General features: G+C 69.2%; 16 protein-coding genes. 6 read left to right on the forward strand and 10 right to left on the reverse strand.

Features of this window, described 5'->3' with window-relative positions; all coding sequences use genetic code 11:
* Nucleotides 1-3: 3 nt before the first annotated feature.
* From J2S75_RS20480 to J2S75_RS20490, 3 genes are all read right to left on the reverse strand, one after another.
* Nucleotides 4-1,260 carry an ABC transporter permease gene (locus J2S75_RS20480; RefSeq protein WP_307022770.1) on the reverse strand — a complete coding sequence of 419 codons (1,257 nt, stop codon included), beginning with the start codon at nt 1,258-1,260 and terminating at the stop codon, nt 4-6.
* A 167-nt stretch (nt 1,261-1,427) separates the two neighbouring features.
* A complete protein-coding gene (locus tag J2S75_RS20485) occupies nt 1,428-2,474 on the reverse strand; it encodes an ABC transporter substrate-binding protein (RefSeq protein WP_307022772.1) in 1,047 nt (348 codons plus the stop codon).
* 61 nt (nt 2,475-2,535) lie between these two features.
* Complete coding sequence (locus J2S75_RS20490) at nt 2,536-3,639, reverse strand: ABC transporter ATP-binding protein (protein ID WP_307022773.1); 1,104 nt, start codon at nt 3,637-3,639, stop codon at nt 2,536-2,538.
* 709 nt (nt 3,640-4,348) lie between these two features.
* On the opposite strand from J2S75_RS20490, the gene atzF reads away from it, so the two are divergent.
* Nucleotides 4,349-6,115, forward strand: a complete 1,767-nt coding sequence (gene atzF, locus J2S75_RS20495; RefSeq protein WP_307022775.1) for an allophanate hydrolase — start codon at nt 4,349-4,351, stop codon at nt 6,113-6,115.
* 17 nt (nt 6,116-6,132) lie between these two features.
* Here atzF and J2S75_RS20500 read toward each other — a convergent pair whose 3' ends face one another.
* On the reverse strand, nt 6,133-7,575 hold the full coding sequence (locus tag J2S75_RS20500; RefSeq protein WP_307022777.1) for a mannose-1-phosphate guanylyltransferase/mannose-6-phosphate isomerase: 1,443 nt from the start codon (nt 7,573-7,575) through the stop codon (nt 6,133-6,135).
* Between the two features lie 181 nt (nt 7,576-7,756).
* Here J2S75_RS20500 and J2S75_RS20505 point away from each other — a divergent pair, with 181 nt between their 5' ends.
* Nucleotides 7,757-9,115, forward strand: coding sequence for a phosphohexomutase domain-containing protein (locus J2S75_RS20505; protein ID WP_307022779.1), 1,359 nt, complete (start codon nt 7,757-7,759; stop codon nt 9,113-9,115).
* Nucleotides 9,116-9,134: 19 nt separating this feature from the next.
* Here J2S75_RS20505 and J2S75_RS20510 read toward each other — a convergent pair whose 3' ends face one another.
* From J2S75_RS20510 to mdoH, 6 genes are all read right to left on the reverse strand, one after another.
* The gene (locus J2S75_RS20510; protein WP_307022781.1) at nt 9,135-9,890 is read right to left on the reverse strand and encodes a DUF2243 domain-containing protein; all 756 of its coding nucleotides are present in this window, start codon (nt 9,888-9,890) and stop codon (nt 9,135-9,137) included.
* A gap of 67 nt (nt 9,891-9,957) precedes the next feature.
* Complete coding sequence (locus J2S75_RS20515) at nt 9,958-10,878, reverse strand: alpha/beta hydrolase family protein (protein WP_307022784.1); 921 nt, start codon at nt 10,876-10,878, stop codon at nt 9,958-9,960.
* Nucleotides 10,879-11,060: 182 nt separating this feature from the next.
* A complete protein-coding gene (locus tag J2S75_RS20520; protein ID WP_307022786.1) occupies nt 11,061-11,264 on the reverse strand; it encodes a hypothetical protein in 204 nt (67 codons plus the stop codon).
* Nucleotides 11,265-11,415: 151 nt separating this feature from the next.
* Nucleotides 11,416-11,985, reverse strand: a complete 570-nt coding sequence (locus J2S75_RS20525) for a hypothetical protein (RefSeq protein ID WP_307022788.1) — start codon at nt 11,983-11,985, stop codon at nt 11,416-11,418.
* A gap of 71 nt (nt 11,986-12,056) precedes the next feature.
* Complete coding sequence (locus tag J2S75_RS20530) at nt 12,057-13,118, reverse strand: rhamnan synthesis F family protein (protein ID WP_307022790.1); 1,062 nt, start codon at nt 13,116-13,118, stop codon at nt 12,057-12,059.
* 190 nt (nt 13,119-13,308) lie between these two features.
* On the reverse strand, nt 13,309-15,129 hold the full coding sequence (mdoH, locus tag J2S75_RS20535; RefSeq protein WP_307022792.1) for a glucans biosynthesis glucosyltransferase MdoH: 1,821 nt from the start codon (nt 15,127-15,129) through the stop codon (nt 13,309-13,311).
* 148 nt (nt 15,130-15,277) lie between these two features.
* On the opposite strand from mdoH, the gene J2S75_RS20540 reads away from it, so the two are divergent.
* From J2S75_RS20540 to J2S75_RS20555, 4 genes are read left to right on the forward strand one after another with little or no spacing between them, the layout of a single operon-like run.
* Nucleotides 15,278-16,261 (forward strand): zinc-dependent alcohol dehydrogenase, encoded by a 984-nt coding sequence (locus J2S75_RS20540; protein ID WP_307022794.1) that lies wholly within the window; start codon nt 15,278-15,280, stop codon nt 16,259-16,261.
* Between the two features lie 8 nt (nt 16,262-16,269).
* Entirely contained in the window at nt 16,270-16,671 is a 402-nt protein-coding gene (locus tag J2S75_RS20545; protein ID WP_307022796.1) for a 6-pyruvoyl trahydropterin synthase family protein, read from the forward strand.
* A gap of 9 nt (nt 16,672-16,680) precedes the next feature.
* Nucleotides 16,681-17,727 carry a glycosyltransferase family 4 protein gene (locus J2S75_RS20550; protein ID WP_307022798.1) on the forward strand — a complete coding sequence of 349 codons (1,047 nt, stop codon included), beginning with the start codon at nt 16,681-16,683 and terminating at the stop codon, nt 17,725-17,727.
* The gene (locus J2S75_RS20555; RefSeq protein ID WP_307022800.1) at nt 17,724-18,560 is read left to right on the forward strand and encodes a methyltransferase domain-containing protein; all 837 of its coding nucleotides are present in this window, start codon (nt 17,724-17,726) and stop codon (nt 18,558-18,560) included. The genes J2S75_RS20550 and J2S75_RS20555 overlap by 4 nt, the downstream gene beginning before the upstream one ends.
* Nucleotides 18,561-18,566: the final 6 nt, after the last annotated feature.

Here is an 18,566-nt window from a genome sequence, read left to right on the forward strand (position 1 = left end):
CGATCAACCCAGCTTTACCTTGTCGATGCCGACCACGCGGTTGAACACCGCATAGAGCACCAGCGTGATCATCAGCAGGATGCCGCCGAGCGCCGAGGCCTGGCCCCAGTTCATCTCGCGGTTGGTGTAGAGCGCGACGAAATAGCTGACCATCTGGTCCTGCGGCCCGCCGACCAGCGCCGGGGTGATGTAGTAGCCGAGCGACAGGATGAAGGTGAGCAGGCAGCCGGCGCCGACGCCGGGCAGGGTCTGCGGCACATAGACCGAGACGAAGGCGGTGAGCGGCCCGGCGCCCAGAGACCGCGCCGCGCGCAGATGCGAGGGCGGAATCGACTTCATCACCGAATAGATCGGCAGGATGGTGAAGGGCAGCTGGATATGGGTCATCGCCAGAACCGTGCCGAAGCGGTTGAAGATCAGCTGCACCCGCTCCGTCGTCAGGTGCAGCGCCAGCAGGATGTCGTTGAGCACGCCATTGCTCTGCAGGAGCACGATCCACGCCGTGGTGCGCACCAGAATGGAGGTGGTGAAGGGCAGCAGCACCAGGATCATCAGCACATTGGCGTGGCGAGGAGGCAGGATCGCCAGCAGATGCGCGACGGGATAGCCGAGCACGAGCGTTGCCAGCGTCACCACGAGGCTGATGGAGAGGGTGCGGATGAAGATGTCGATGAAGATGGACTGGTCGGCGAAATTCGTCGTCACCGCCCCGCCGGCATCCTGCCGCAGGTCGACCGAGGTGAGGAGATAATAGGGGGTGAGCGTCTGCCCCGCCCGCTTCATGATCGCCCAGAACTCGACCGATCCCCATTCGGCGTCGCTGGCGAGGAACTTCTCTTTCCACGGCCCGCCGCCGCCGGCATCGACGAGGCGGCCGGCCTTGAGGAAGCGCGAGCGGGCGCCCGGTACCTCGTAATTGATGCGCTTGCCCACCAGCGCGGTGGTGCGGTCCTTCTGCGTCTGCACGAGATCGGTGGCGAAGGCGGCGAACACCTCTTCGCCCGGCGTCTCCCGCCCGTCCCACGCGTCGAGCGCGTCGATGGTGCGGGGCATGGTCTCGCGCACCTCGGTGTTCTCCACCGCGCGCAGCAGCATCAGCCCGATCGGCAGCGCGAACACCGCCAGCACGAACAGCAGCAGCGGAGCGACGAGCGAGAAGGAGCGCAGGCGGTTCACCCGCTCGGCGCGCCGGAGCTTGGTCTTGAGCGAGGTGCGGTCCCCAGCGGGTCCGGCCTCGCCCGGAAGGGCGGCCACGGCCATGTCGAGAAATCCCCCTCGGTTGCTGCCGCGGCCTTGCCCCGGAGGGCGGCGCGGTCGGTCGGTGAGCGGCCGGGGCACCGAGAGCCCCGGCCCGCCTTCCGCCCGCCCCCAAAAGGAGCGGGCGTGTGGTCAGGACGCGCGGCGGCTAGCCGCCGGCGCGCCCGGGGTCACTGGGCGATCCAGGTGTTGAAGCGCTTCAGCAGCTCTTCCTTGTTGTCGCCCCAGAAGACCGGATCATTGGCGAGCGCGGTCTTGGCGTTCTCCGGCGCGGTCGGCAGGTCCTTGAGGATGTCGGGCGCGACCAGCGGCGTGGCGGCGAGCAGCGCCGGGCCATAGGAGATGTACTTGGTCTGCGCGGCCTGCGCCTCCGGGCTGGAGGCGAACTGGATGAACTTGTAGACCGCGTCGAGGTTCTTCACGCCCTTGGGGATCGCCCAGAGGTCATAGTCCATCAGCTGGCCGTCCCAGACGATCTTGAAGTTCTTCTTGTCGACCTTGTTGGCGTTGAAGATACGGCCGTTCCAGGCGGTCGCCATCACCACTTCGCCGGAGGCGAGCAGCTGCGGCGGCTGGGCGCCGGCTTCCCACCAGACGATGTCCTTCTTGATGGTGTCGAGCTTCTTGAAGGCACGGTCGACGCCTTCCTTGGTCTTCAGCGTCTCATAGACCTTGTCGGCCGGCACGCCATCCGCCATCAGCGCGAATTCGAGATTGCCGAAGGGGGTCTTCTGCAGCGCGCGCTTGCCCGGCCAGGTCTTGGTGTCGAACAGGCCGGCAATGGTCTTCGGGCCGTCCTTAATCTTGTCGGCGTCATAGGCGTAGATGGTGGAATAGATGATGGTCGGGATGCCGCACTCGAAGGTGGAGCCCTTCACGAAGGCACCCTCGCCGCCGAATTTGGAATAGTCGATCGGCGTCAGGAACCCCTCGTCGCAGCCCTGCTGCGCGGTGGCGGCGTCAACATCGACGGCATCCCAGGTGGTGTTGCCGGATTCGACCATGGCGCGGATGCGCGCCGCCTCGCCATTATACTCTTCCTGGGTGATCTTGGTGCCGGTCTTGGCGGTGTAGGGCTTGTAATAGGCCTCGTCCTGGCTGGTCTGATAGGCGCCGCCCCATGAGGTGATGGTGAGGCCGTCCGCCGCGAAGGCGGTGCTGCAGGCCGCCGCGAGGGCGAGCGCGGAGAGGGTCATCGTCAGCGACTTCAACTGCATGGTCATTCCCTTTGGGTCTAGGGGGCGAAAGTCTGGGGGCGAAAGTCTGGGGGCTGAGGTCTCAGGCCGCGTCGAGGGCGCGGCAATCCTGCGCGCGCCATGCCAGCGGGATGCGGGAGCCGACGGCGAGGACCGGGCGGTCCTCGACATTGCCGACCTTGACGACCATTTCGGCGCCGCCATCGAGCACGCAGCGCACGCGCACATGGTCGCCGAGATAGATCGTCTCGGCGATCACGGCCTCGAAATGATTGTCGAGCGAACCACCGGCCGGGGCGATCTGCACCCGCTCGGGCCGGATGGAGAGCAGGCAGTTCTCGCCCACCCCGGCCGCCTCGGTCAGGGTGGCGGTGACGACATCGCCATTGGCGAGCACCACCGAGCACAGCGCGCCATTGGCCGCCTCGATGCGGCCGGGCAGCCGGTTGTTCTCGCCGATGAACTGGGCGACGAAGGAATTGGCGGGGTATTCATAGAGTTCGGAGGGCGGCGCCACCTGCTGGATGATGCCGGCATTGAACACAGCGACGCGGTCCGACATGGTCAGCGCCTCGCTCTGGTCGTGGGTGACATAAACCACGGTGATGCCGAGCCGCTCGTGCAGATGGCGGATTTCCATCTGCATGTGTTCGCGCAGCTGCTTGTCGAGCGCGCCGAGCGGCTCGTCCATCAGCACCAGCTTGGGCTCGAACACCAGCGCCCGCGCCAGCGCGACGCGCTGCTGCTGGCCGCCGGACAGCTGGCCCGGCATGCGCGCGGCGAAGCTGCCGAGATGCACCATATCGAGCGCCTTGGCGACGCGGTCGGCGATCTCCGCCTTCGGCCGGCCCCGCACCTTCAGGGGATAGCCGACATTCTGGGCCACGCTCATATGCGGGAACAGCGCGTAGTTCTGGAACACCATGCCGATATTGCGCTTCTCCGGCGGCAGCGCGTCGATGCGGGCGCCGTCGAGCATGATGTCGCCGGAGGTCGGCGTCTCGAAACCGGCGAGCATCATCAGCGTCGTCGTCTTGCCCGAACCGGAAGGGCCCAGCATGGTGAGGAACTCGCCGCGCCGGATGCGCAGGCTGAGGTCCTTCACGACAAGCGTTTCGCCGTCATAGCTCTTCTGGACGCCGGCGAACTCGACGAAACTGTCATTGGCGCTGACCGCATGCTTCATGCTTCCTCCTCGGACGAGCCGCGCGGAACGGCCTGGAACGGCGACCTTCCATCGCCGGCCCGGGCTTCCGCCTCCCCCTGCTTCCGCAAAGGTCGTGCCAAGCGGAAGGGGAAGGACGCCGTAAGCGGCCAAACACATTTCTTGCTTTATTCCCCGTTGCTTAGCGCGACTTCGCCATGCTTGACGCAGCGGCAGTCAGATAGGCTGGCGGCCCCACCGCAGCGCGTCGCTCGGCCGGCGGAGCCGGGATGGGGAAGGGGGAAAGACGCCGCCGGGCAGCGCGCGGACGCTTCGACTGATGCGTAATTAGGCACGCCTCTTTTGCAGCCGTCGCTTAACCCGGCAGGCGACGAAAGGTCGGTCTTTAAACACCTTCCGCCCCGGCGGGTGCAGCATCCGGCATGGAATGCCGGGTGCATGAGCCCGGCGGGGCGCATGCCCGAGTCGTCATGCTGGCTGAACGTAGGCGACCTTCGCCTAAGCCGGCGGCGGGCCGCGATGAAGAATGAGCCTTTTCCGGCGCGTTCACGTCGCCCCACGGGGTGAATGGCCGGACCGCAGGGGTGGCAAGGCACCCCCGCGGCCGAAAGCACGCACCGCGCTCCTATCGCGCCTCTCATGTATACAATACCACCTAATCTGCTTACGGGCTTGGCGATGAGAAGCGCTCTGCCTATTATGACGCCCTCTCTCTTCCGGGGACCAGCCTATGCCGCGTGATCTCGCCTTCACCCTTGCCGGGCTGCGCGCCGCCTATGCGCGGGGACTGCAACCGGAAGCGGTGATCGTGGAAGCGTTCCGCCGGCTCGACGCGCTGGGCGATCCCGGAATCTTCCTGCACGAGGCGCGCGCGCAGGCATTGGCCGAGGCAAGGGCGCTGGGAGCGCCGGACGGGCGACCGCTCTGGGGCATTCCCTTTGCGGTGAAGGACAATATCGACGTGGCCGGAATGCCGACCACCGCCGCCTGCCCCGATTTCGCCTATGACGCGACGGCCGACGCCTTCGTCGTCGCGCGGCTGCGTGCCTTGGGCGCGATCTGCCTCGGCAAGACCAATCTCGACCAGTTCGCCACCGGGCTTGTGGGGGTACGCACGCCCTATCCGGTGCCGCGCAACGCCATCGACCCGGCGCTGGTGCCCGGCGGCTCCTCCTCCGGCTCGGCGGTGGCGGTGGCGCAGGGTCTGGTGGGGTTCAGTCTCGGCACCGACACCGCCGGCTCCGGCCGGGTGCCGGCGGCGCTCAACGATATTGTCGGGCTGAAGCCGAGCCTCGGCGCGCTGTCCTCCGCCGGCATGGTGCCGGCCTGCCGCACGCTCGACACCATCTCGCTCTTTGCCCAGAGCGTCGCCGAGGCATGGGAGCTGTTCACGCTCACCGCCGGCGTCGATCCCGCCGATGCCTGGTCGCGTCCTCTGCCGCCGCCGCGCCTCGCATCCCTGCCAGAGGCGGTGACCGTGGCGGTGCCCGATGCGGCCAGTCTGCGCACCTTCGGCGACACCGCGCAGGCGGCGCATTTCCACGCCACGGTTGAGCGGCTGCGCGCCCAAGGGGCGCGGGTGCGCGCGATAGACCTCTCGCCCTTCTACGCCGTGGCGGAGCTGCTCTATTCCGGCCCTTGGGTCGCCGAGCGCGTGGCGGCGGTAGGAAGCCGGCTCATCACCGCGCCAGAAACCCTGCATGAGGTCACGCGCGCCATCCTCGCGCCGGGGCTTGCCCTCTCGGCCGTCGATGCTTTCAACGGCCTGTACCGGCTGCAGGAATTGCGGCGGGTCTGCGCCCAGGCGCTGGAGGGCGCGGATGTCCTCTGCGTGCCGACCATTCCCTGCTTCGTCACGCGGGAGGAGATTGCCGCCGACCCGTTCGGGCCGAACAGCCGGCTCGGCACCTACACTAATTTCGTCAATCTGCTCGATCTCTGCGGCATTGCCGTGCCGACCGGGCCACGCGCCGACGGCCGGCCGGGCAGCCTCACCCTATTGGCGCGCAAGGGGGAGGATGGGCGCGCCGCCGCCCTGGCGCTGCGGGTCGAGCGCGGAGGCGCGGCGGTGCCGCTCCCGGCCGATGCCCCCGTCCATGCGCCGACGAGCGACGAGATCGCCCTCGCCGTCTGCGGCGCCCACATGGCCGGCCTGCCGCTCAATGGCGAACTGACCGCACGCAACGGCCGCCTGCTGCGTCCGGCGCGCACAGCGCCGCATTACCGGCTCTTCGCCCTGCCCGGCGGCCCGCCGGCGCGGCCGGGGCTGCACCGCGCCACCGAAGGCGGCGCGGCGATCGCGCTGGAAATATGGGCGCTCCCGCGCACCGCGCTGGGCGATTTTCTCGCCGGCATCCCCGCCCCGCTCGTCATCGGCACGGTGGAACTGGAGGATGGAAGCACGGTGAAGGGCTTCCTGTGCGAGCCGCACGGGCTCAGGGACGCGCGCGACATCACCGCCAGCGGCGGCTGGCGCGCGGCGCTGGCGGAGGCGTAGCGGCACCGCTGCGCGTTCTATCCCTTGGCGCCCTGCCCGCGGGCATAGACATCCTCGTAGCGGATGATGTCGTCCTCGCCGAGATAGGTGCCGGTCTGCACCTCGATCAGCACCATCGGCACCTTTCCGGGGTTCTCCATGCGGTGAACCGCGCCCAAGGGAATGTAGACCGACTGGTTCTCGGTGAGCAGCTGCGGCGTGCCGTCAATGGTGACGCGGGCGGTGCCGGAGACGACGACCCAGTGCTCGGAGCGGTGATAATGGCTCTGCAGCGACAGCGCCGCGCCGGGATGGACGACGATGCGCTTGACCTGGAAGCGCTCGCCCAGCGCCAGCGTCTCGAACCAGCCCCAGGGCCGGTGATCCCTGGGAAAATGCTCGGCCTGCCGCGCGCCGCGCGCTTTCAGCGCCGTCACCGCCTGCTTCACTTCCTGCGAGCGCGAGCGATCCGCCACCAGCACGGCGTCCGGCATGGCGACGACGAGCATGTCCTTTAGCCCGATGCCGACCAGTTCCAGCCCTTCCGCCTCCGAGCGCAGCAGCGAATCGGCGCAGTCTATGGCGGTGACGGGGCCATGGGCGACGACATTGGCGGCATCCGCCTCGCCCTCGCGCATGACAGAGGCCCAGTCGCCGAGATCCGACCAGTCGCCGCCGAAGGGCACCACGTCAAGATTATCCGAGCGCTCCATGATGGCATAGTCGATGGAGATGTCTTCCGCCTTCTGCCATGGCTCCGGGGCCAGGCGGAGGAAATCGAGGTCGCTGGCCGCCTCCTCCAGCGCCTGCCGCACCGGGGCAAGCATGGCGGGGGCATGGGCCTCGAACGCCTTCAGCGCGGTCTCCACCGAGAACAGGAAGATGCCGGCGTTCCAGAGATAATGCCCGTCGGCGAGCAGGGCGGCGGCGCGCGCCGCATCGGGCTTTTCCACAAAGCGGCGCAGCGGCACCGGCGCGGGCGTGGCGCCCTCCGGGGCATGGGCGAGTTCCAGCCAGCCATAGCCGGTTTCCGGCCGGGTCGGGCGGATGCCGAAAGTGACGATGCGCCCCGCTTCCGCCGCCGGCAGGCCGGCGCGCACCGCCTCGGAAAAGGCGGCGCTGTCCGGCACCACCTGGTCGGACGGCATGACGAGGAGGAGCGCCTGCGGGTCGCGTGCCGCCAGATACTGCACGGCGGCGAGAATGGCCGGTGCGGTGTTGCGCGCGCTCGGCTCGATCAGCACCGCGCCGGCCGGAATGCCGGCTTCGGCCAGCTGTTCGGTGACGATGAAGCGGAAATCGGCATTGGTGACGATGACCGGCGGGCGCACATCCGGCCCGGAAAGGCGCCGGGCGGCGGCCTGAAACAGCGTCTCACCTTCGCCAAGGGTAACGAACTGCTTGGGAAAACTCTTGCGCGACAGCGGCCACAGGCGCGTGCCGGAGCCGCCGCAGAGAAGAACGGGATAGAGATGAGCCATGGAGCCTTGAATGTCGCAGTGCGCCCTGTGGGCGCGGTGGGCCGTGCCGAGGCGCGAAGTGTGGGCGGGGCACGGCGGAAAGGCAAGGCGGCGCAAGCACCTTGATCTCTTCCCCCAGAATCCGTATCGCCGCGCTGGCGCGCCCGGCTCCTCCGCGCCCGCGCTCAGGAAAGGCCCGGCCATGCTCACCTGCTTCAAGGCGTACGACATTCGCGGCCGGCTCGGCGAGGAGCTGAACGAGGCGATCGCCCGCCGCATCGGCCGCGCCTTCGCCGAGGGTCTCGGGGCGAAGCGGGTGGTGATCGGCCGCGACTGCCGCGCCTCCTCGGAAGCGCTGGCGGCGGCCTGCAGCGCGGGGCTGGTGGCGGGAGGGGTCGAGGTGCTCGATCTCGGCCTGTGCGGCACCGAGGAGATGTACGCCGCCGTGACCGATCTCGACGCCGATGGCGGCATTGAAGTGACGGCCTCGCACAACCCGATGGACTATAACGGCATGAAGCTGGTGCGCGCCGGCTCTGCCCCGCTCGATACCGCAACCGGGCTGGCCGCGATCCAGGCACTGGCGGAGGGGCCCGACCTGCCGGACCTGCCGGGCGGAAGCCTCACGCCGGCGCAAGGCGCCCGCGCCGCCTATGTGCAGCGCGTGCTCTCCTTTGTCGACACGTGCGCGCTGCGCCCGCTCAGCATTCTCGTCAATGCCGGCAACGGCGCGGCGGGGCCGACCTTCGATGCGCTGGCCGGCGAACTGGAAGCGCGCGGAGCGCCGCTCACCTTCATCCGCCTGCACCATCAGCCCGACGGGCGCTTTCCCAACGGCATTCCCAACCCGCTGCTCACCGAGAACCAGCCGGTGACATCGCAGGCGGTGGTGGCGGCGGGCGCCGATATGGGCGTCGCCTGGGACGGGGATTTCGACCGCTGCTTCCTGTTCGACGAGACCGGCCGCTTCATTCCCGGCGAATACATTGTCGGCCTTCTGGCGCAGGTATTTCTCGCCAAGGAGAAGGGCGCCACCATCGTTCATGATCCCCGCGTGATCTGGAACACGCAGAACCAGGTGGCGCAGGCGGGCGGGCGGGCGGTGCAGGCGCGCACCGGCCACGCCTTCCTCAAGCAGGCGCTGCGCGACACCGGCGCGGTCTATGGCGGGGAAATGTCGGCGCACCACTATTTCCGCGACTTCATGTGCTGCGATTCCGGCATGATCCCCTGGTTGCTGGTGGCGGAACTTATGGGGCGCAGCGGGCAAAAGCTGAGCGACCTCGTCTCGGCGCGCATGGCGGCCTTTCCCTCCTCCGGCGAGATCAATTTCCGCCTCGACGATCCCGCCGGCGCGGTGGCGCGCGTGGAAGCGGCCTTCGCCGAACTCAGCCCGGCGCGCGATGAGACCGACGGGCTCTCACTGGATTTCGGCAACTGGCGGCTCAATCTGCGCCGTTCCAATACCGAGCCGCTGCTGCGGCTGAATGTGGAGGCCAAGGGCGCGCCCGAATTGGTGGCGCAGCGTGTGGCCGAGATCACCACCCTGATCAGGGGGTGAGCCCCCGCAGCCCGGCGGCTTACACCCGGCTCCAGCCGAGGCAGCCGGCGGGCAGCCCCGCGCCGCCGACCAGCCACGCCCCCTCGGCATAAAGGCGGAGCGCGCGCCCCGGCGGCGCCTCGACCACGACCACGCCCATCGCCGGATCGGCCCAGACGAGCCGCGCCTCATGCCGCGCCAGCGCCTGCGCCACCTGCGCCGGCGCGAGGCCCGGCCGGAAGACGACGGTGGAAAAGGGCTGATCGCCCGGCGGGCGCAGCGACCATGCGGCGGCGCCGAGCGTGCCAAAAGTCAGCGCGACCAGAGCGAGCCGCCCGGCCATGCGCCCTCCCTCTCCATTCCCCCGCAGCAGCCAGCCCGCGAGCAGCAGCGGCGCCACCCCGAAGCCGAAGAACCAGACGAGGTCCCAGAACAGCGGGTCGGGGCTGTCCACCCGGATGCGGTGGATGCCGAGCAGCCAATGCGAGAGCACGCTATCGACAAGGTGCCACAGGCCGAAGCCGATGAGCAGGGCGGCGGCGAGCGCGGCCCCGGCCGTTCGCGCGCCGCGCCGGTGCGCCCGCCACAGGCCGACCAGCGCCAGGACGGCAAGGCCATACATGAGGGCATGAAAATAGCCGTCCCACAGAACCTGAAGACGCAGATTGTCCATTCCCGGCACCAGGCTGAGCAGGTGATGCCATTGCAGAATCTGGTGCAGCAGAATGCCGTCGAAGAACCCGCCCAGGGCAAAGCCGAGCACGGCGCCCCAGCGCGGAAGGGGTGATGACCCCATGGCGCGCCTCCCTTTCCGGTCTCAACCCCGAGCGGCTGACGACGTTCCCGCCGCATGCCGCGCGGGCTCAGCGACAGGGGCGCTCCGGCCAGGTTTTCACCACATGCTCCGGCCACGGATTGCGCCCCTCGTGCAGGAAGGCGAGCGTATCGCGCCAGAAGCCTTCGGCGTGGCTGTCATGGAACAGGCTGAAATGCCCGATCGCCTCCCTTCCGTAATCATCGGGGGCAAGGCCGATCAGCGTGCGCCGGGCGCCGGTGTAGTAGCCGAGCGTGCGGGAGAGCGCCGGGACGGTGCCGAGCGGATCGTCGCTCATCGCCACGGCGAGGATCTCGGCGCGCACCGACGCCATGCGGGCGCGCACCTCTTCTCGCGCGGCCGGCGGATGGCTGGTCTCGAAACGCGGCCCGCGAAAGCTCCATTCATGGGCGACGCCGGCCGGCAGATCCTCCAGCCAGCCCAGCCGCTTGCCGGGAAAATAGCCGCACAGGGCGGTGAGCGCCGGCATGGCGACATGCCATTTCAGGAACAGGCCGGCGCGCTGACGCGGCGCGTAATCGCCCCACCACGCATATTGCGCGCCCATGGTGAGCAGCCGCGCGATCCGCGCACCATTCTCGGCCAGACCGGGCAGGAAGCCGCCAATGGAATGACCGACGACCATGAGCGGCGCCTCCGTGCGCGCCACCAGAAAGCCCAGCGCCGCGTCGACATCGCGCTCGCCCCAGTCGCGCCAGCGGTAGGGGCAGCCGCGCAGCCGCGCCGGCCGCGACAGTCCGATGCCGCGATAATCGAAGGTGAGCACCTCGAATCCATGGCCGGCGAGAAAGCGGGCATAGCGATGATAGTAACGCGCCGCGACGCCTGTGGCGGGATTGATCACCACCGCGCCCTGCACCGGGCCGGGCGCCGCCGCCCAGATGTGCCCGCCAAGCCTCACACCGTCCTGGCAGGTGATCGCCACCGCCTCGGGTTTTCTGCCGTCCATGCTCCTGTCTCCCGGCCCCCCCAGGCAGCAGGTGGACGGTTCACTGCCGCCCCCGATTTTGGGACAGTATAGCTGGCCGACGGCCCCCGAAGGCAATCTCAATGACGGCGCGCCACGGGGAGGGAAAAGCGTTCGGCCCGGTCAGGGACCGGGCCGACGGTATCAGTAGCGGCGCGCCCCGCTCAGTGGGTGGAGCGCATATTGCCTTCGGCCTGCTCGCGGATCGCGGCGGCGCCGTTCTGGGCGGCGAAGCTCTCGGTCATGTTGCGGCCTTCGACCACCGTCTGGGCGGAAGCGGCCGCCGGACGGGTGGCCGCCGCTTCGGCCGAGACGGCGCCGAGCACGAGCGTGGTGGACAGAACGGCGAGGGTGAGGAACTTGTTCATGGCGGTTCTCCTGATTTCCGGCCCGCTCCATGCGGTGCCGATGACCAGGAAAGGGTAGGCCCGCGCCCAGCCGGCCTCTATCACGCCTGCGCTTAGCCGGATCACCATTGAATGTGGTCGACCCCATCCCTTGGGATGACGTTCCCCACCCTCAGCGCCACAGCCGCGCCAGCGAGCGCCGCACCTCGCGCACACGGCGGCGCAGCGCGGTCTTGAGGCGATCGAGCCGCAGCGCCGTCACGACCCGGTCGCGCAGGCCGGAGAGGGTGACGATCACCCATGCCATCCAGGCCACCGTCATCAGCTTGGCTCGGCCGGCGGAATAGATGCGCTCGATTATGACGAAGCTGACGAGATAGGCGAGCAGGAAAAGTACGGTGCCGGCCCTGGCCCAGCCATCGGCGATCCACACCAGCGCGACGATTTTAAGCGGCTCAATGGTGACATAGGGAACGACCAGAAGCACCAGAATCGTCGACACCGAGCGGGCCGCGATCCAGCGCTCGAAAGCGTGCATGATCCGGAGCGCGGCAAGGCGGGCAATGAGCGGCCGGTAGAGCGGACGCACCAGCTCGTCGAGCAGGATCAGCGGCGTGCAGAGCAGGCGGAAAAGAAAGCCGAGAACCCGCCAGAGCGGAGAGGCGCGGCGCGCGGCGCCGGCACGCGCGCGGCGGGAGTGCGACAGGGAAGGCGGCGTGGGGGGTGGAACGGGAGGCACCATTCCCTCCATATCGGCGCCCCGCGGCGCCATGGCTAGAGAACGTTTTGCCGATCTCCGGCGGGGCGGTGGCGTTAGAGGTCGAGCAGAAAGCGCTGGCGCGCCCGGCCGCGCAGATGGAAGCCGATGCCCTTGGCGCGCATTTCGGTGATGATGTCGGCCGTGTGGCCTTCCGCGCCGATGATGTTCAGCAAGCTCTCGATCTCATGCAGATGGTACTGCTGGCGGAACAGAATATCGCGCTTGATCAGCGGCGCCCCGAGGAAGCGGCGGTAGAGAAAACCGCCGCTGTGGATCTGCGAGCGGGCGACGACCGCATCCGTCAGCTGGCGCATTACGGTTTCCTGCCGCAGCCGCGGCCCACCGGGGTCCGGCCGCAGGTCGATCGGCAGATGGCCGAAGAGATCCTGCAGGCCCATGGAATCAACGTCGGCCAGCGCCTCGCGCAGCTTGACCGGGTTGAACAGAACCTCGCTGGAGCGGGCGAGGCTCACCATAAGGCGCGAACTGCCGACCTCGCCCTTTTCGATGGCCCAGGGCCGGGCATTCACCGGAAGATAATCGCGCCAGAACTGCTGGAACGCCGGCTGCTCCAGCATGTAGCGCGAAATCGAATAGCAGAAGGACTGGAAATGGTGATGATATTCCCAGTTCTCATACGCCGCACAGACATCGCAGGGGGAGGTGGCGAGCCTCTGCACCATCTCGGCCAGACCGGTGCGGAAGTAATAGACGCTGTCGTTCATTAGCAGCAGCCGCTCCGGCTCCCGCCCGGCAAAGGACAGGATGGCGTCGCGGTAGCCTCCCATGTCGCGGCCGGAATTGTCGCGCAGCATGATCCGGTCGGCAAAGGGCCTCAGCTCCGCCAGCCGCGCCTCGCTGAGCGGGTGATTGACCACCAGGGTCACATTGATCCCCGCCTCGGCCAGCGCTTCCAGCGCGTTGGTCACATACCAGGCGGTCGCCTGCGGCTGCCAGATGAGGAAAACAGCATGCACATTGCCGGGATGATGCCGTTCGCCGGGCACAATGACCGGCGTGGATTCGAGACCGAACCTGCGGGTGAGTTGGGCGCGCAGGATCGGCATCCGGTATTCAGCCAGATACACATAGGTCTTGCCGAACCGGATCTTCATGAATCTTCCGTCTTGGGGCTCACGTCGGCGTGTTCTCCACGCAGGATAGGCCAGCGGACGGAGGGCTTGGCAAGCCTATCGGGGCGAAGAATGTCCGCCTCACTTGCGCACGACATTCTTACCGTCAAGAAGCCACGCTGTCGCGGCGGAGACTCATCCGCAGATTATGCCGGCACGCGACGCGTGAAACTCACCGTCCTGCGGTCGCCCGCTGCGCCTCAAGGGAGGCCAGGCTCGTCGTGGGGAACACCTCTTCCGGTATGGCGCACAGGCCGGTTCGGCCCAGCCATCGGCCGAGCGCCGGCTCGGCGGTGAGCACGGCGAAGGGCACGGCGACGAGCAGGGCGACGAGCACCGGCAGCGCCCAGGGCAGCGCGCCCGGCGCGAAGCCGGCGAGCAGCCCGGCGAGCGCCGCACCGAACAGGAATTGCGGCCACAGCCCGGCAAGCGCGGTGCGCCAGGACAGGCGCTCGGCATCGCGCGCCTGCGCCTCCCAGGTCACGGTGCGGCCGAAGGCGAGGCCGATCATGAACAGCGCGATGCGGAAGGCCACGACCGGCCCCAGCAGCACGGAAAAGACGAACTCCGCCAGCGCGCCCCCGGCCAGCCGGGCGCCGCCGCCATAGCGCGCGCGCTCGCCCGCCCGCAGCAGCACGTCGAGCAGACCCGCGACCTTCGGCGCGAGGCTCATCGCGAACATGGTGGCGAACAGGGTGAGCCCCAGCGCGGCGGGAAAGGGCGCGTCCGCCCGCTCCGTGTCGAAAACCTTCAGCGCGGCGAGGGCGACGAAGGCCATCCAGGCGAAGGCGCCGAGATACATCAGGATCGCCCAGGCGATCTGGAACCGGCTCATCGGCCTGAGGCCGGGCAGAGCCAGCAGGCGCCAATACTGCATGTTGCCCTGGCACCAGCGCAGATCACGCCGGGTGAATTCGGTGAGGTGCGGCGGGTTTTCCTCGAAACTGTCCATCTCCTCCGGCAGCACCCGCACCTCATAGCCGGCGCGGCGCATCAGCACCGCCTCGATCTGGTCGTGCGAGAGCATATGGCCGGCAAGCGGACCCTTGCCCGGCAGGACGGGGAGCTGGCAATGCGCCTTGAACGGGGCGATGCGGATGACGGCGTTGTGCCCCCAATAGGGTCCGCAGTCGCCCGCCCACCAGGACGCTCCCATGGTGTAGGACCGCATGCCATGGCGCATGCCGAACTGGAAGATGCGGGCGAAGGGCGAGCGGGAGGGCAGGCCGACCACCAGACTTTGCAGGATGCCGAGGCGCGGATGCGCCTGCATGATGCGCACGAGGCGCAGCGTGGCACTGGCGCCGAGGAAGCTGTCGGCATCGAGCACCAGCATGAAATCATGCGCGTCGCCCCAGCGCTCCAGGAAATCGCGGATATTGCCGGCCTTGAAGCCTTCATTGCTGGTGCGGCGGCGGTAGTGAAGCGAGGTGCCTGCGCCGCGTTCCGCCTGCCAGGCGGCGAACAGGTCCTCCTCCTGCGCCGCGATCTCCGGCCGGGTGGTGTCCGACAACACGAACCAGGCAAAGGCGTCGCCCGCACCGCTGGCGGCGAGTTCGCCCTCCATGGCACGCAGCCGGGCGAAAGCCCGGGCGGGGTCCTCGTTGCGCAGCGTCATCACCATGGCGACGCGGGCGGTGATCGGCGCCTCCTCCGCCGCCCGCGTGGCATAGGGATAGACCGAGCGGCGGGCGTCGCCGGGCCCGTGCAGGAGCCATAGACCGATAAGGGCGTTCCAGAAGCCGAGAATGGTCCAGGGCGTGGAGAGGCAGAAGGCCGCCAGCAGCAACCCGTCCAGCAGGGTGAACCCGCCATGGGCGAGGAGATGGGCGAACAGCGCCACGAGGGCGGCATAGGTCGCTGCGATGAGGGTGAAGACGACCACGCGGCGCTGCGTGAGCTGCCGGGCGGACTGCACGCCGGTGGGCGTGCGGCGCTCGGCGCGACCGGCGGAAATGAAGCGTCCTTCGGCGAGATTCTCGTCCAGACTCATGCGATCCTCGGCTCGGCGCGGGCGCGCGGCCACCATGGCCGCACCCGGGGCTTGTACGCGCCCCGTCGTGGGCGGTTCACGCGCATGTGGGATCTAACCGCACCGTGATGCTGTTATGCACGCGAATAAGGGCAGGGGGTGACGGTTGATGGGCGGTACGGCGGAGATCGGCACACAGCTCTGGTGCGTGGCGCCGGGGCGCTACGAGCTGCGCCGCGCCACGCTGCCCCCGTCGGGCGATGACGGGCTCCTCATTCGCAGCCTCGTCTCGGCGGTGAGCCGGGGGACGGAGCGGCTGGTGCTGGAAGGTGCGGTGCCGCCAAGCGAGCATGAGCGCATGCGCGGCCCGTTCCAGAACGGGGATTTCCCGTTTCCGGTGCACTATGGCTATCAGAGCGTCGGCGTGGTCGAGGCCGGACCGGCGGAATGGGTCGGCCGCACGGTCTTCGCGCTCTTTCCCCATCAGGACCGCTATCGCCTGCCCGTGGCGGCGGCGATGCCGGTGCCGGAGAGCCTGCCGCCGGAGCGCGCCGCTCTCGCCGCGAATATGGAAACGGCGCTCAACGCGATCTGGGATTCCGGCACCGGCCCCGGCGACCGGATCACCATTGTCGGCGGCGGGGTGGTCGGCCTGCTGCTGACCGCGCTCGCCGCCCGGCTTCCCGGCGCGGAGGTAACGCTGGTGGATGTGAACCCGGCCCGGACCGCGCTGGCGCGCGCGCTCGGCGCCGCCTTCGCCCAGCCCGACGCCGTGACCGACGATGCCGATGTCGTGTTCCATACCAGCGCCACCGCCAGCGGCCTCGCCACCGCGCTGGCGGCAGCCGCGTTCGAGGCGAAGGTGGTGGAGGTGAGCTGGCATGGCGGCCACGCCCCCGCCGTGCCGCTGGGCGAGGCTTTCCACAGCCGGCGCCTGCAACTGATCGGCTCGCAGGTGGGTTCCGTATCTCCATCACGGCGCCCACGCTGGCCGCATGCGCGCCGGCTGGCCAAGGCGCTCGCCTTGCTCGACGATGCGCGGCTCGACCATCTGGTCACGCATGTCGTCGCTTTCGAAACGGCGCCGCAACGGCTGCCGCCACTTCTGACCGGGGGCGAGGACGCGCTGGCGATCCTGCTCGATTACCGATGAGGGATGCCATGTACTCTGTCGAAGTCCGCGATCGCATCATGATCGCCCATTCGCTGCCCGACCCGTTCTTCGGCCCGGCCCAGGGCCTGCACGGCGCGACCTTCGTGGTCGATGTCGCCTTTTTCCGCGAGACGCTGACGGCGCAGAATGTCGTGGTCGACATCGGCGCTGCGCTCGACGTGCTGAAGAAGACGCTGGCGCCGCTCGCCTACCAGAATCTCGACACGCTGCCGCAGTTCGCCGGCACGCTGACCACCACGGAATTCCTCGCCCGGTATATTTTCGACGCGATCGCCGCCGCTGCGAAGGCCGGCGCGCTGGGCGAGGACGGGCAGGGGCTGACCAAGATCCGCGTCACCCTGCACGAGACCGACCTTGCGCGCGCCAGCTTCGAATCCGGCCTTGGCTGAGGCGCGGGCGTGAACGACTTCGCCTTTGCCATACCCGGCGACCTCGAGCTGCCGACCGGTGGCTATGCCTATGACCGCCGGGTGATCGCCGAAGCGCCCGGCGCCGGGGGCATGCTGACCCATGTCGCGCTGCCCGGGGGCTTTCCCTTTCCCTCGCCGGCGGAACTGGAGACCAGCGCCGCGCGGCTGCGCGCCTTGCCGCCGGGCCAGCCCGTGCTGATCGACGGGCTCGCGCTCGGTGCCCTGCCGGCATCGCTCTTGCGCGGGCTTGGACGGCCGCTGGCGGCGCTGGTGCATCATCCGCTGGCGCGGGAAGCCGGGCTGAGCGAGGACCAGCGCGCGCGGCTTTGCGCCAGCGAAAAGGCGGCGCTGGCGGAGGCCGCGGCGGTGATCACCACCAGCCACGCCACCGCGCGCGACCTGATGCGCGATTACGGCGTGCCGGAAAGCCGGCTCCGCATTGCCCTGCCCGGCACGGACCCCGCCCCGCGCGCCACCGGCACGGGCCGGCCGCTGCGGCTGCTCGCCGTCGGCTCGGTGATCCCGCGCAAGGCGCATGGCCTGCTGGTGGAGGCGCTGGCAGACCTGAGCGCGCAGGACTGGCAGTGCCATATCGTCGGCGCCACCGACCGCGATCCCGCCGAGGCCGAACGGGTCGCGGCGCTCATCGCGACCCATGGGCTCGGCGCCCGTGTCCGGCTGACCGGCGCGCTGTCGGCCGGGGCGCTGGCCGGCGAATTCGATGCCGCCGACCTGTTCGTCACCGCCTCGCTGTTCGAGGGCTATGGCATGGGGCTGACCGAGGCGCTGGCGCGCGGCCTGCCCATCCTTGCCACCCGCGCCGGCGCCATTCCCGATACCGTGCCGGCGGAGGCCGCGCTGCTGGCCGAACCCGGCGATGCGACGAGCTTGCGCGACGCGCTGCATGTTCTGCTCGCGGATGCCCCCCGGCGCCGGCGGCTCGCCGACGCGGCGTGGCGTCACGCCCAAACCCTGCCCAGCTGGACCGAGACCGCCGCGGCGCTGCTTGCCGCCCTGAAGGAGATGCCCCGATGAGCGGCTTCGCTGCCGACTGGCTCGCTCTGCGCGAACCGGTGGACCACGCCTCCCGCAACCCCACGCTCGCCGCGCGGGTGCGGGCGCATTTCGGCGGGCGTGACGCGCTCACCATTGTCGATCTCGGCTGCGGCACCGGCTCAAACCTGCGCGGCCTCGCCGCCGACCTGCCGCCGCGCCAGCACTGGCACCTGATCGACGGCGACGCGGCGCTGCTGCGGCGGGCACGCGAAAGCCTTGCCGATTGGGCCGAGGCGTCCCACGAGGATGGCGAGCGGCTGCGGCTGCGGCGCGACGGGCGGGAGATCGTGGTGAGCTTCGAACGCGCCGACCTTACCCGCCGCGACCTTGATTTCACCGCCCTCGGTGCGGAGCTGGTGACGGCCGCCGCGCTGCTCGATCTCGTGTCGGAAAGCTGGCTGGAGCGCCTCGTCGCGGCGCTGGCCGTGGCCAAGCTGCCGCTCTATGCCGTGCTGAACTATGATGGCGAGGCGGAATGGCAGCCCGCCGACCCGCTGGACGGGCGCGTGATCGCCGCCTTCAACCGCCACCAGCGCGGCGACAAGGGGTTCGGGCCGGCGCTTGGGCCAGCCTCAAGCGAAGCTTTGGCGCAGCTGCTGCGCCAGCACGGCTACCGCTATGGCTCGCTGCCCAGCCCGTGGGTGCTCGGTCCCACCGAGGCCGACCTCATCGGCGCGCTGACCGACGGCTTCGCCCAGGCGGCGGGAGAGATCGAGCCTGAGCGACAGGCCGCCTTCGCCGCCTGGGCGAAGGTGCAGGCGGGGGCGCACATGGTGCGGATCGGCCATCGCGACGTGTTCGGCCATTTCTGACCGCAG

The organism is Ancylobacter polymorphus (genome assembly GCF_030813495.1).
Lineage (GTDB): Bacteria > Pseudomonadota > Alphaproteobacteria > Rhizobiales > Xanthobacteraceae > Ancylobacter > Ancylobacter polymorphus.